Source organism: Bdellovibrio sp. ZFWA1, assembly GCF_056175665.1.
On the sequence record NZ_JBJKJH010000001.1, the window covers coordinates 1,246,353 to 1,259,780 of the forward strand.

Here is a 13,428-nt window from a genome sequence, read left to right on the forward strand (position 1 = left end):
TGTATTAATTAATTTGTATTTAAATCGTTCAAATTCTTATACTTCAAGTCATGTGCCATCAGCAGGTCTTAGTGAGATCCCGGAGTGAGACGACCCTGCATGCCTTGAAGCTTGTCGCCAACACGTCTGTTTAGGTCTTGTTGTGCCATATTGAGATTTTCAATTTGGCGGATTTTGCTCCAAGTAACAGCGTTTGCGATATTTCCGAACATCATCATTTCCATACCTAGGTTTCTAAGATTTTCAAGAGCGGCAAGTGCAATCTCTTTTTGAGACGGAGTAAGCTGAACAACTGCCTTTTCAGGTGCTTCGCCGATACCCATTAGATCTGCGAAGTTTGTTAGCTTAATTTGAATTGCACCTAACTGCTCTTCAAATTGCGAGTTTAGAACCGGCGAATCTACCTTGAAGACATCCCCATCTTCGACAACTTTGATTTTTTGAAGAAGACCGTTCATGCGTGCAAATTCATTTTCGATTTCACTTTGTACTTTAAGACGGTAACCCGTTGGCATCTTAGTAGCCCCTTTGATTTCAGAGACTTTGGTGAAAGGTTGAGTAAGGCGGTCCCACTCTAGTGTCGATGAGCGTGACAGTAGTGACAGCAACGGAAGCTCATCCGAATTCACTTCTTTACGCGCAAACTTAACTGCTTCTTCCATTTTAGGATCCAACAGGTCAGTGGAGAGAACCTGCTTATTAGCTTTTACCGTGTCTCTTAGAATTTCACCTAAGATCAATTGATTCATACGAATTTCTTGGAACATAGCGATCAATACACCATTTGATAGGGGACCGCGGTTCATGAAAGAGCTATCTGTACGATTTAGCTTTTCCATCATTTTAGAGATCATTTCCGAATAGCTATTCTCGTATTGTCTGAACTCAGTTTTAATTTGTTGCTCGGTGTTTTTATTCCACCATTTATCGAAAGAGTCCGCCTGAGCGATCACGCCATCGCGCATGCGGTTTTTAAGATAGTCAATGGGTCCAGCATAAGTTTTACCGTCGTTAGACTTATACGGAAGGCCATAGAATATCTCTACTGATTTGTTTGGCAAAATGCCGTCACAGTAATTCGAAAAATCATCATTGGCTGCACGCAAAGTCGGCGGAATGAATTGGGCAGCAAAGCCCATTCGGTGTTTAACAACTTTTTCACCTTTTTCCACATCAGGCCCACAGACCATTTGCGCCGTTAGGTAATCCGAAATTTTACCCGTGATAAAGATACCAGAAGATCGCGGGTAAGGAGTGCCTTTAAACATTTGCGCATTAGACGGAGAGTCTTCGTAGGTAGCTAAGAAGCCTCGGCCTGGCTGCATTAAGGGTTTAATATTTTTACCCAAAGCTCCATAGATGCTATTGAGCTCAATTACATAATCACGAGTTCTGTGCTGAGTCTGAACAGCAATCATGATTTGCTTGTTTAGTTCTTCAAGGCCTTTTGCAATAACTTTTAGGTCAGAATTTGCCAGCATATCACGGATGCCTTTGATGGTTTTAATCTCTTGCGGCCATAGACGTAATTGCTTTTGATATGCATCACTATTTAAGTTGGCGTCGATCTGCGATACAACCGATTGTATTGTTTCGAGCTGAGCACCTTGAACCATTTGTGGAAACGAGTGGTATAGGTCTTCCGACCCGGCTTTCATATTGGCCGCTTTCACTCCATAAAGTGGGTAAGTGCGATCCAACATTTTAACCGAGTCACCACCAGCACGATAGTCCCTTACGGCATTGATGAAGTGTGAGTAAACGTTGTAAGAGGTATTATACATCGAAGTTAGGTTGTTTAAATTTTCAGACCAAGACTGATGGGATTCATAGACTTCTGTCATATTGGTCATGCGCCAGTCGGAACCTTTTTGGCGCAACTCTTTCAAGGCTTCAAGCATACCTTTGCTGTCTTTTTTCCATTGCATTCTTTTTTGATCTGAAATTTCTTTTACTAAGGCGTCATTCACATCGTTGATGTCGGCCGCATCCACGATATTTTTCCATGCATAGATGATATGCCGAGAAATCAAAGTATCCAGAGCGACGAAGAAGGTGATTTGAAGTCCTTTTACAAGAAGAAGACGAACACCTTTTACTTGCATTGATCCTGGCATTAACCACATGGCAATATCAACACCAGTAAGTCGTAAAACCGCTTTGGTTGCAAGTGACTGAAGAACCCCTGCCAGTGCGGATGATGCTAACATTGAAACGATACCCGGTGCGAACTCCCAGATCTTTTTCTTAATAACAAGATGCTCGTAGGCTTTTTCACAAGGATCGTCAGCAACGCCGGCTTCTTTCATTGCTGGAGTGACCTTGCTGCCCAAAAGAACATTACCACAAGCACGTACGTTGGGATCTGATGCTACTGAAGAGATATAAGATTGAACAAAAGCGCCGACGGTCATTCCAAGATACGGGATGAAGTGATGAAACTTTGGATTTTTCATGTACATCATAAGAACGTTTGAGGTTACACCCTGAGAGTACATAAATGCCCAGAAGGACATAACACCCACTGGGGACATTGAGTGCTGAATGTGTTGTTGCATAGCCACTGGATTCTGAGAGTAGTTTGCGATGAGTTGTCCTGCGACGACTGCTCCCATGGCCATAAAAAAGACTGCTGATTCAGTTGGTAGGTTTTTATAAGAGTGTTCCCACGCCATTTTATTGGCCGTTTTCATCTTGGTCATTTGTTCAAGGACCATTTGGTTTACGGATTTGGGGGAAAATTTCTTAAGATTCTGAGCATCATCCATGGGAATTTCCATGGCCAATTTCTTCGTATTCTTATCTACGACATAGGCAATACGCTTTGCCTTATCTACGTTCATTTCGTAACCCATTGGTTCTAGAAAATCACGATATTGGCCAAGCTTGATTTGGTCTTGTTTTGAAAGTTGTTCCGCAGGAGTGGTTTCTGCAAAGGCTTGTAGTCCCGTCAGCTGGGTAATGATCAAGGCTTTCGTAAGATTTTTAAGCCATAGTCTCATTTTCATACACTCTCCTCGTAGTTCTTCCTACCAAGGAGTGAAGCAAGTCTGATGCCTATTAAATCGAACCTGTTTAATTTGACCTGTCTCATTCATAGAAACGGACAATTTGCGCTATTTATTGGAATGACTTAGACAAATAAAAAAGCTCGAGAGAGACTCTCGAGCTTTTTAAGTCTGTTTCGAAAAGAGAATACTACTTTTCGATTTTAACAGTTTTAATTGTGATCGGTTCTACGGGACGATCCATTGAACCAGTGCGAACTTTAGAGATGTCATAAACGATATCCATGCCTTCGATCACTTCGCCGAAAATTGTGTGACGGCCATCTAACCAAGGTGTCGCAGCAACCGTGATAAAGAATTGAGAACCGTTAGTGTTTGGTCCTGCATTCGCCATCGAAAGAATTCCAGGCTTAGAGTGCTTAAGGTCGTTAGATTCATCGTCGAAACGGTAGCCAGGTCCACCAGTTCCTTGTCCAAGTGGGCATCCACCTTGAATCATAAAATTAGGAATTACGCGGTGGAAAACTAAACCATCATAGAAAGGCTTTTTAACTTTTTGGCCCGTTTTAGGATCAGTCCATTCTTTAGTGCCTTCTGCAAGGCCGACGAAGTTTTCAACTGTCTTAGGAGCTTTTTCTGGGTGAAGCTTGATCTTGAAAGTTCCTTTGTTCGTATCAAAAACAGCAATCATTTCTTTTCCCTTCTTTGCATCTTTTGATTCTTTCGTTTTGTCTTTGGCGTCTGCATGGAAGCTGAAAGCAACTAAGAAAAACGCACATAAATAAATCCAGAGAATCTTTCGTAAATGAATTCTCTCAGGCATAAGCCCTCCTCAAATTCTGTATGTCCCTTTACTCTTATTGAGAGGTCCTGCGAGGGTCAAGTTTATTAAGCTCTTGTAAATTCCGATTGAAGATCTGGGTGAGCTCTTGAACGAGCTGATTTGGAGTTAAATGAAGCGCCTCGGCAACCTGTGGTAAGCACTCGTGATTTTCACCTATATTTGTGATGCTGTGGGCTGATGTGAGCTGTAACATTTGTTCGAATTGACGCATGCGTGAATAGTTCATCGCAAGAATACTTTTTTGAAGACCCAATGATGAAAAGAAATCCATGGTCGAAGTTCCAGAAAGAACCGGTTCTTCCATTAGAATCTTTGTTTGTAACGCCAGCTCAATATCGATGAAACCACCCGGAGAATATTTTAAGTCCCAGTTGTTAGCACCCGTTGCCACGACATTTTCGTAAAGGCCATTTTGAATTTTCCATAGCTCGTCTAAATGTTGCTTCCAGTTCGATTTAGATATCTTTCTATTTAAGCAAAGCTTTTGAAAGTTTTTTGATTTTAGCCAAGCTTGGCGTTCCCAAAGTGCCGCATCATTTAAAAGCCAGTCGGTGATATCTTTAACGGTCGAGATAAGTGGCCCCCCTTTTCCATTGGGGCGAAGACGCATGTCTGTTGCATAAAGTGAGCCCCCGGATTGGGCTTCGGTCAAACGGTTGATAAATCTTCGGGCTGCCTTCAGGTCGAGATCTGTTGGTTCATCTTCAGTGATAAATATAAAATCAAGGTCTGATCGAAGTCCTAACTCGCGGCCGCCCCATTTACCAAGTCGCTCGATCTGTAAGGTATTTGGAAAATCGATTTTCAATTTTTCATCTAAAAGCGAAGTGATTTCATCCGCAATGTCAGTGCATCTTTTTTGAAGCTTAGGAAGATCTTTTGTCCGAAGGTAATCTGATCCACTCAATAATTCATGCAGTAATTTTTTTTCCAGAAGGCCGGAAAGTAGCTCGCTCCAATCGGACTTATTAATTTCTTGTTTCCGGTAAATAAAGCTATCAAGTAATTCGGGTCTACGAACAAGAATTCCCGCCAAATAAGGCGAGTGTCCAAAAAGCCAGGAAATTTCATTATGAAGAGTCTCGTTGCGAAGTAAAAGTTCGAAGAAGCTGGTTTTGGCCTTCGTCTTTTTGATAAAATCTTTGAGTAGCGATACCGCTCGTTTTTTGTCTCCACGATTCGAGGTCAGGTTTTCCATAAATCTTTGAAGAAATTCATTTTTAAGAATCTCGTCTCGAGTTCGATTACGCGAGAACACCGGGGTTTCAAGAATTTCATTCCAGTCGGCCTGCATGGATTCGTCCTGGCTGACCGAAAGCTCTTCGGCGATTTCTTGGACTTTGAGGCTGCTGTGCTCTCCGAAATCACCTAAAATATCAGCAACGACTTCGGCGCATCGTTGGCATCGTGACGGAATTGTCGTAAAGAGCCCAGAGGCCCAAGCAGGTGTAAAATCATCTATTTGGAAGATATGGGTTTGTTCGTCATTGATGCTTTGAGTGTAATTTTCTAAGGCTCGTAAATCGGTATAAAGCTGGATTAAAAAATCAGCGTCGCTTTGAGGTATTAACTTGTTATCCGCAAGCGCCCGATAAGAGTTTGGGATTTGTCTGGTTCTTATTTCTTTAGCTCGTCCGCCATGAATAACTTGTAGGGCATGACAAAAAAGTTCGATATCGCGGATGCCCCCTGGATTCATCTTTAAATTAAATCCAGAATTATTTTTTAATGACCATGACCCTTGAATTTTAGAGCGCAATTTTTTTAGATCGTCCATTAAGGAAAAGTCCAAGTGCTTTCTCCATATGAACTTTTCCATAAAAGAATTTAGTCGCTCGATAGCACTGCTTGGTCCATTTATAGCACGGGCCCTTAATAGTGCCAGACGTTCCCAGGTTTCCCCGTAATTTCCGTAGTAGTCTTCAAATTGATCAAGACTAGGTATAAGTGGCCCATGGCGGCCTCCGGGGCGAAGATCGAAATCAATGCGATAACAAAATCCTGCAGAGTTATTTTCCGAAAGTAAATTTTGAAATTGTCGCAAAGCCGGGCGCCAATCGTCTTCAGAGTTTTCAACAGAGATCACCAAGATATCCACATCCGAAGAGACGTTCAGCTCGTAAGATCCAAGTTTTCCAAAAGCCAAAAGAATAAATTTTTCGGGATTGAAACAGAACTCAAAAGCTTTGTTTAATACCTTTTCCGAATGCAGGCTCCAGAGTTTGCAGACTTCAAGTGGAGTTTGTCCTAGAAGACTCTGTTCGGCAGCAAGAATCCAACCCTGATGCCGATACTTTCTGAGATCAAATTTTAAATTATCGATAGCTTGAGAACTCGGGGCTGCATTTTTTAGCCCAAGTATATTTCGATATCTATCAATCGTTTGATGCAGGTCTTTATTCAATGTTGATCGACCATTTAGGTTTGAAATAGTTGTGATTATCTTGAGTCACACGTCGCTCTTCAGTGCCTTCAACAGTAGATATATAAACTTGGTTTGATCCTGTTCGATCTGAAGTATACATCACAAAACGGCCGTCCGGAGAGAACGAAGGATCTTCATTGTTTGCGGGCCGACCGTTGGGTTTGCGCGCAGAAGTCAGCCGAATCATGCCGGTTCCATCTGCATTCATAACAAAGATGTCGAAGTTTCCACTATCTTGTGCGGCAAAAGCAATTTTACTTCCATCTGGGGACCATGCCGGAGAAGAGTTGAACGCCCCAGCAAAAGTAATGCGTTTGACATTGCTTCCATCGGAATTCATGACATAAATCATCGGGCGACCTGCTCGATCCGATGAAAAGGCAAGTTTACTTCCATCCGGAGAGATTGCAGGCTCAACGTTAATAGCACCCATGGGACCATTAGTAAGTTTATTTACAATGGCACCCTCAGTTGACATCTTATAAATATCCGGGGATTTTCCCTGAGAGATTGTTAAGTAGATATGCTTTCTATCCGGGTCAAAATTGGCCCCCGAGTTTATGCCTTGTCGATAAGAAGTCATCGTACGGCGGCCAGTGCCAAGCTCGTAAATAAATAAATCGGCATTTCTAAGTTTGGTAGCCTTTCGCATGACATAAGCTGTGTAGGCGATTTTTTTTGCATCAGGAGACCAAGCGGGGGAAAGGGCAATACTACGATGATTGGTGACTTGAATTAGATTGGCTCCATCCCAGTCCATAATATAGACCTCTTTGGCTTTGCCACCACCGCGGTCACTTGTCATGACCACTTTTGAAAGGTACATACCTTTTTTGCCAGTCAATGCCTCAAGGACATCATTAGCAAAAGTATGGGCAATTCTTCTGGCAGATCCAGAGGTGCCTTTATATTTTTTGCCCATCATTAATTGAGCTTTTCCAACGTGATAAACATAGGCCTCAAGAGATAATTCGTCACCAGCTAATGAAAAAGCACCCCGAATTAGAAACTCGGCTCCGATTGCGGACCAACTTTGGAAACGAAATCCTTTTGGATTTCCTGGAGCTGGCGTGAGTCCTGTCTTTGAGGTGTCTTCAAGGAATGCCTTTTGGGGAATAAATTGAAAATATGGGGCCACGTTTAGATCGTTGGTGACCACGCTAAATATTTCGGCGCCCACGGTTTGATAACGATTGCCGACAGGACTACCAATAAACTGAAGAGGCGGAAAAGCCACCAGACTCTTTTTTGTTTTTGCCTTTCCAAGATCGATTTTAATATCCGACTGGGCAGAGCTAAGTTGAGAGAAAAATAGACAAAGCAAAAGAGCCAGTGACGAGATAGTCTTCAGCATAATTCAACTCCTTTAATCAGGGAATCCGACAACAAATCCATTGACCTCTAAGATCGCAGTTAGCTTTTCTGGAGGTGCGGGAAACGGAATGGATTTGTCGATAGTTTCAAGTGCGTAGTCATCGTAAGTCGGGTTGCCACTTGATTTCACTAAAACTTTTTTAACCAACATTCCTCGAGAATCAATATACACTCGAACTTGGGCTTTGTAATCTTTTGTCGAGAGCCACTCGGGTAAAGTCCAGTGATTTTTAATGTGTTTGTCGAGGTCAGAAATGTAAGCATCATGTTGCAACTTCGACAGTCCAGTCAGTGCCGTTCCTGGACTTAGAATATTTCCTCGGATCAAAGGACTGGCATTTTTGGCAGAACCTGTTCCAGATGTTTTTTTTGCCTCTTGTTTGACTTCATTCTTGAGTTTTTCTAAGGCTTCCATCGCCTTGAGTTTAGCGATGGCCGAGCTTTGTTTTTGCTTAGTCGACTTCTCAATTTTTACCGAATCCGGATCCGCTTTTGGAGTCTTGGTTTTTTCAGCAATAGCTTTAGGCTCTGGCTTTTGCGGAAGAGGTTCTGGTTTAGTCGATTCTACCTGGGGCTCTGATTTAGGGGTTGGTTCGGGTTTGACTTCAGGGTTTGGAGCAGGATTGTCTAAGACTGTATTAGGATCTAATTTCTGAGGTAAACCCACAATATCAACTCGAACAGCCTGGGAAAAATCTATACTCGGCGGAGTAAAGAAAAAGGCTTTCACGGTAAACGCTGCAAGGATAAATACATGAACTCCGATAGAAACAGCGATGCCACGACTGATGGGTTCGTCGTGTACTAGAAGTTCTTGATATGAATCTTCGGGGCGCTGTTTGGTCATGAGTCTTTATTTTCCTGTCTTTGGCTCTGTAATAAGACCAATACTAAAGATTCCGGCAGCTCGAATTTCTGCCATGGCCTCAGCCACAAATCCATAATCAACTTTGCGATCCGCTTGAACATAGATCTGTTTGTTTTTTCTAGTTTCAAAAATCGCTTTTAACTTGGGTGCTAAATCCTGCATTGAAATTTTCTCTTTAGCGATTGTCATTTTTTGGTTGGGTTCAATCACCAAAACCATAGGCTCATCATTAAGTTCAACGCCCGAGCTGGAGGTTTTAGGTAAGTCGACCTGAATCCCTTGTTGCATCAATGGAGTCGTTACCATGAACATGATCAACAGAACCAACATAACGTCGACCAACGGAGTAACGTTGATCTCGCTAAGAGTCGCCCTGCTTTTATTTCCGCCATTTCCCATTCCCATGTTTAATTACCCTGGAAGAATGAGCGTTTTACGATGTTCAAGAAATCCGCGCTGAAATTATTAATAGAGATTTCTTCTTTGCGAATTTTTGCAATGAAGTGATTGTATAAAACCACCGCCGGAATAGCTGCGGCTAGACCAATAGCCGTTGCGACCAAGGCTTCTGAAATTCCAGGGGCTACAACTGCTAAGCTAGCTTGTCCCGTCATTCCGATTTTGTGGAAAGAGCTCATGATACCCCAAACAGTCCCAAAAAGGCCGATGAATGGCCCCGTAGAGCCTGTCGTTGCAAGCAGAGTCAGTCGAGACTCCAGAGCCGAGATTTCATTTTCTTGAGCTTTGCGCAAAACTCGCTCTAGATTGTCCAATCCAGAAAGGACAGGGCGATCGCCTTCGGTTTTTGCCAGTAGCGGTGATTCAGCAATTTTTTTCATCTCTAGATAAGTGGCCTTGAAGACTCGCGCCAAAGTTGATTCGCGATATTGATCGATATCTTCGTATAATGAATCCAACGAATTAGATTTCCAAAATTTTGCCAAGAAAAGATCATTTGCAACAGAGATCTTTTTAAATGTCTGATGTTTGCCCCAGGCTATTGCCCAGCAAAAAATACTAAGGCCAACTAGAATTAATAAAGTTCCCTGAACGACAGGACTTGCTTGAGCGATTGCATCGAAGGCATTTGTATTTACTGCCATGCTTGGTGTTGCCATAAGACCTCCACAGTGAAACAGCCTATACTTCTATCGAGTCTAGGGCAAGATTCACAGTGGCAGACCTATGGTTAAACCCAGACTTGAGTCCGTAGTTTCCCGAGTAATAATTATTTTTTCAAAAACTCGAGTGCTAAGTCTAAATTTTTAAATATGAAACCGTCGGGATTCATTTGTCGAGCGGCAGACATTTGTTCTGCATTGATCAACGGACCTAGGATAACTTTTTTGTTTCTGCGATGAACTTCGTTAACAACTTCCTGATTGATTGCTGGGCGGTCTAAAATTGTTAGCGGAGCAACCGCAACGTCCTCTTTCAGTTGAACAGCGGGTTCAAGATGTAGGGATTGAAATGTCATCAGGCGCATCAGTGCACCATGCCCCGTTCCGTAAAGCCATTCCGGGACCTGCTCTTTGGTTGCCGAAATGACGACATCTGCATCCGAGTTGATCAAAATCTTGTCGTTTATTAAAAGCGGCTTAAGGGCATCTCGAAGGACGACGTGAACTCCTTCGGCATTATCAAGAACATGAAGGATAAAGCGGTTGCTGGGGAAGGCTTTCAGTAGGTCCTCAAGTTTTAGCTGAGTGCCAAAAAAACTTTCAATTGTATTTAGATCGTAGTCGCTAAGGCGCGATCCTTTTAGAATCTGAGTCTGTGGGTGCTTTGTTTGTTCCTCTGCCAGATGTTGTAAAAAATCATGATCTTTCGAGCTATCCATTACGAACAGCTTAAAGTCTTTACTCACCCGAACCGGGATCATCAGTATGGCATCTGGAACCTGCTTGCTGACCTGAAGTGCTTGTTCTGTATTTTCAATCCAGACCCCCACCCACGGCGTTGGTTTGGAGGTGAAAGCATGTTCAAAAGGGGGATAGCTTTGGCCGAGGCCCCAAATACGAGCACCCATAAGGATACTTAAGCAAAATAATACACTTGCGATGCTAATTAACAACAATCTCATGCACAGAATAGATATCAGCTTAAATGTATGATTTCACCTTATTTTTTTTAAACTGCGGGTGTAAGATCTTACTTGATCTTAAATACGCCAAAAAAAGGCGTAATTCGCCTTGTTTTTCAACTGGTTTTCTTTTAGTTTGGCGAACAAATAGGCTTTTAAACTCATTAAAAGGTTCTTTCGAACGAGGCTTTTATGAATAAGATCAATCGAAAACTTGAATACGCATTGATGGCATTGCGGCATATGAGTCAAAAGATTCCCGGTGAATTGACGACAGCTAAAGAGGTGTCCGAAAGCTTTCAGACTCCTTTCGATGCGACTGCACGCGTGATGCAAGCAATGGCGGGACGGGGCCTTTTGAAAGTAGAGCACGGTGCTGCTGGCGGATATCAAATCACCAAAGATCTAAGCAAGATCACCTTGCATGATTTGGTAGAGATCATCGAAGGTCCCACGGCGCTTGTAAAGTGTCTTCATAAAGAAGAGCCTTGCGATATTCAGGGAACCTGCAACATCGTGTCGCCTATTACAAACTTAAATCGTCGTCTTACAGAATTTTATAAAAGTGTGACCCTGCGTGATCTGCTCGTAAACGAGCGCGCTCAAGTAAAAACTGCGGAGGCTGTCCATGGATAGCAATTATGAATATAAATATGGCTTCGCTACAGATATCGAAATGGATGCTGTAAAAAAAGGCCTCAACGAAGAAATCATTCGTCTTATCTCGGCAAAAAAGAATGAACCGGATTGGATGTTGGACTATCGCTTGAAAGCTTTTAAACACTGGCAAACGCTGACGGAGCCGACATGGGCCAAGGTGTCTTATTCGGCGATTGATTTTCAAGACATCTGCTATTATTCGGCTCCGAAAAAACAATCTGAGTCAGATAAGCCAAAATCTTTAGATGAATTGGATCCAGAACTAATTAAAACTTTCGAGCGACTTGGAATCCCGCTACAAGAGCAAAAACGCATCAGTGGTGTTGCAGTCGACATTGTTTTTGATTCGGTGTCTGTAGGAACAACCAATCAGGATGAACTTGAAAAAGCGGGCGTCATTTTCTGTTCGATTTCAGAAGCCGTTCATAAATATCCAGATTTAGTAAAAAAATATTTAGGCACGGTGGTGCCAATTACGGACAACTTCTATTCTGCATTGAATGCGGCCGTATTTACGGATGGTTCCTTTTGCTATATCCCGAAGGGAGTTCGCTGCCCGATTGATTTATCTACCTATTTCCGTATCAACGCCAAAGACACGGGGCAGTTCGAGCGCACACTTTTAGTTTGTGACGAAGGTGGATATGTCAACTACCTTGAGGGCTGTACGGCTCCTCAGCGTGATGAAAATCAACTTCATGCCGCTGTTGTCGAGTTGATTGCGTTGGATAATGCCGAGATTCGCTATTCAACAGTGCAAAACTGGTACACCGGAGACAAAGAAGGCAAAGGCGGCATTTACAACTTCGTTACAAAGCGAGGAAAGTGTGCCGGTAAGAATTCGAAAATATCATGGACTCAGGTAGAGTCAGGTTCCGCGATCACCTGGAAATATCCGTCAGTCATTTTGCAGGGTGATAATTCTGAAGGTGCATTTTACTCTGTAGCATTGACTCATGATTACATGCAGGCGGACACCGGCACCAAGATGATTCATATTGGAAAAAACACGAAGTCGACAATAATCTCGAAAGGGATTTCAACCGGTCATTCTTCAAATGCTTATCGTGGGCAAGTCAAAATTATGCCTTCTGCTGAGAACGCGCGTAATTATTCGCAATGCGATTCAATGCTGGTCGGAGACAAGTGTTCAGCTCACACTTATCCCTACATCGAAGTGAAGAATAAGTCTGCGACCTTAGAGCATGAAGCGACAACATCACGAATTAGCGAAGATCAAATTTTTTATTTACAATCCCGCGGCCTTGATATGGAAAAGTCTATCTCCATGTTGGTGAACGGATTCTGTAAAGAAGTTTTTAAGGAACTTCCTTTAGAGTTTTCGGTCGAAGCCGTTAAATTAATCGAAATGAAACTAGAAAATAGCGTTGGGTAAAAATATGTTAGAGATTAAAAATTTACATGCACGAGTTGAAGAAAAAGAAATCCTTAAAGGTTTAAACCTAACGGTCAAAGCCGGAGAAGTTCATGCGATTATGGGGCCTAACGGCTCCGGTAAGTCGACGTTATCAAAAGTGTTGGCTGGCCACCCCGCTTATGAAGTGACTCAGGGTGAAGTGAAATACGAAGTCAATTTTCAGATGCAAAATCTATTGGATTTAGATCCAGATGTTAGAGCTAAAGAGGGTGTCTTTTTAGCATTTCAATATCCGATCGAGGTCCCAGGGGTTAGTAACTTTAACTTTTTGCACACATCTTTCAACAGCATTCTTCAGCATCAGGGCTCTGAGCCGATGAGTGAGGGTGACTTCCGCGAATTTTTAGAACAAAAGATGAAGCTTGTGCAAATGAAGCCCGAGTATCTGGATCGAGCCGTTAATACTGGTTTTTCGGGTGGTGAAAAAAAGCGAAATGAAATTTTGCAAATGGCGGTATTATCCCCTCGCTTGGCTTTGCTTGATGAAACTGATTCTGGTCTAGATATCGATGCTCTTCGTATTGTTGCGGATGGGGTGAATAAAATTAAATCTAAGCACAATGCTATTGTATTGGTAACTCATTACCAAAGACTTCTTGATTATATTAAGCCCGATTATGTCCACGTGTTAGCGGGGGGCAAAATTATTGAATCTGGTGGTCCAGAGTTAGCCTTAAAACTTGAAGAGCGCGGTTACGACTGGCTATTGAAGTAACAAAGGATTAGGT

General features: G+C 42.6%; 11 protein-coding genes. 3 read left to right on the forward strand and 8 right to left on the reverse strand.

Features of this window, described 5'->3' with window-relative positions; all coding sequences use genetic code 11:
• Positions 1–68 precede the first annotated feature (68 nt).
• From AC04MN_RS05965 to AC04MN_RS06000, 8 genes are all read right to left on the reverse strand, one after another.
• The gene (locus AC04MN_RS05965; protein ID WP_475382277.1) at positions 69–3,008 is read right to left on the reverse strand and encodes a hypothetical protein; all 2,940 of its coding nucleotides are present in this window, start codon (positions 3,006–3,008) and stop codon (positions 69–71) included.
• 190 nt (positions 3,009–3,198) lie between these two features.
• The gene (locus AC04MN_RS05970) at positions 3,199–3,699 is read right to left on the reverse strand and encodes a peptidylprolyl isomerase (RefSeq protein ID WP_475382962.1); all 501 of its coding nucleotides are present in this window, start codon (positions 3,697–3,699) and stop codon (positions 3,199–3,201) included.
• 166 nt (positions 3,700–3,865) lie between these two features.
• Positions 3,866–6,256, reverse strand: coding sequence for a [protein-PII] uridylyltransferase family protein (locus AC04MN_RS05975; RefSeq protein ID WP_475382278.1), 2,391 nt, complete (start codon positions 6,254–6,256; stop codon positions 3,866–3,868).
• A complete protein-coding gene (locus AC04MN_RS05980; RefSeq protein WP_475382280.1) occupies positions 6,249–7,631 on the reverse strand; it encodes a translocation protein TolB in 1,383 nt (460 codons plus the stop codon). The genes AC04MN_RS05975 and AC04MN_RS05980 overlap by 8 nt, the downstream gene beginning before the upstream one ends.
• A 12-nt stretch (positions 7,632–7,643) precedes the next feature.
• Complete coding sequence (gene tolA, locus AC04MN_RS05985; RefSeq protein ID WP_475382281.1) at positions 7,644–8,498, reverse strand: cell envelope integrity protein TolA; 855 nt, start codon at positions 8,496–8,498, stop codon at positions 7,644–7,646.
• Between the two features lie 6 nt (positions 8,499–8,504).
• A complete protein-coding gene (locus AC04MN_RS05990) occupies positions 8,505–8,924 on the reverse strand; it encodes an ExbD/TolR family protein (protein WP_475382282.1) in 420 nt (139 codons plus the stop codon).
• A gap of 2 nt (positions 8,925–8,926) precedes the next feature.
• On the reverse strand, positions 8,927–9,637 hold the full coding sequence (gene tolQ, locus AC04MN_RS05995; RefSeq protein ID WP_475382283.1) for a protein TolQ: 711 nt from the start codon (positions 9,635–9,637) through the stop codon (positions 8,927–8,929).
• A 110-nt stretch (positions 9,638–9,747) separates the two neighbouring features.
• On the reverse strand, positions 9,748–10,548 hold the full coding sequence (locus tag AC04MN_RS06000) for a hypothetical protein (RefSeq protein WP_475382284.1): 801 nt from the start codon (positions 10,546–10,548) through the stop codon (positions 9,748–9,750).
• Positions 10,549–10,794: 246 nt separating this feature from the next.
• Between AC04MN_RS06000 and AC04MN_RS06005 the strand changes: the two genes are divergently transcribed.
• The 3 genes from AC04MN_RS06005 to sufC are packed head-to-tail and all read left to right on the forward strand — an operon-like array spanning position 10,795 to position 13,415.
• A complete protein-coding gene (locus AC04MN_RS06005) occupies positions 10,795–11,238 on the forward strand; it encodes an RrF2 family transcriptional regulator (protein ID WP_475382285.1) in 444 nt (147 codons plus the stop codon).
• Positions 11,231–12,658, forward strand: a complete 1,428-nt coding sequence (sufB, locus tag AC04MN_RS06010) for a Fe-S cluster assembly protein SufB (RefSeq protein WP_475382286.1) — start codon at positions 11,231–11,233, stop codon at positions 12,656–12,658. Before AC04MN_RS06005 ends, sufB begins: the two co-directional genes overlap by 8 nt.
• 4 nt (positions 12,659–12,662) lie before the next feature.
• On the forward strand, positions 12,663–13,415 hold the full coding sequence (gene sufC, locus AC04MN_RS06015) for a Fe-S cluster assembly ATPase SufC (RefSeq protein ID WP_475382287.1): 753 nt from the start codon (positions 12,663–12,665) through the stop codon (positions 13,413–13,415).
• The last annotated feature ends 13 nt before the right edge of the window (positions 13,416–13,428 follow it).

What these genes read in the sequence shown, in the direction of transcription:
- AC04MN_RS05965 (WP_475382277.1), bottom strand. Translation starts at nt 3,008, where the DNA reads ATGAAAATGAGACTATGGCTTAAAAATCTTACGAAAGCCTTGATCATT.
- AC04MN_RS05970 (WP_475382962.1), bottom strand. Translation starts at nt 3,699, where the DNA reads ATGATTGCTGTTTTTGATACGAACAAAGGAACTTTCAAGATCAAGCTT.
- AC04MN_RS05980 (WP_475382280.1), bottom strand. Translation starts at nt 7,631, where the DNA reads ATGCTGAAGACTATCTCGTCACTGGCTCTTTTGCTTTGTCTATTTTTC.
- tolA (WP_475382281.1), bottom strand. Translation starts at nt 8,498, where the DNA reads ATGACCAAACAGCGCCCCGAAGATTCATATCAAGAACTTCTAGTACAC.
- AC04MN_RS05990 (WP_475382282.1), bottom strand. Translation starts at nt 8,924, where the DNA reads ATGGGAATGGGAAATGGCGGAAATAAAAGCAGGGCGACTCTTAGCGAG.
- tolQ (WP_475382283.1), bottom strand. Translation starts at nt 9,637, where the DNA reads ATGGCAACACCAAGCATGGCAGTAAATACAAATGCCTTCGATGCAATC.
- AC04MN_RS06000 (WP_475382284.1), bottom strand. Translation starts at nt 10,548, where the DNA reads ATGGGTGCTCGTATTTGGGGCCTCGGCCAAAGCTATCCCCCTTTTGAA.
- AC04MN_RS06005 (WP_475382285.1), top strand. Translation starts at nt 10,795, where the DNA reads ATGAATAAGATCAATCGAAAACTTGAATACGCATTGATGGCATTGCGG.
- sufB (WP_475382286.1), top strand. Translation starts at nt 11,231, where the DNA reads ATGGATAGCAATTATGAATATAAATATGGCTTCGCTACAGATATCGAA.
- sufC (WP_475382287.1), top strand. Translation starts at nt 12,663, where the DNA reads ATGTTAGAGATTAAAAATTTACATGCACGAGTTGAAGAAAAAGAAATC.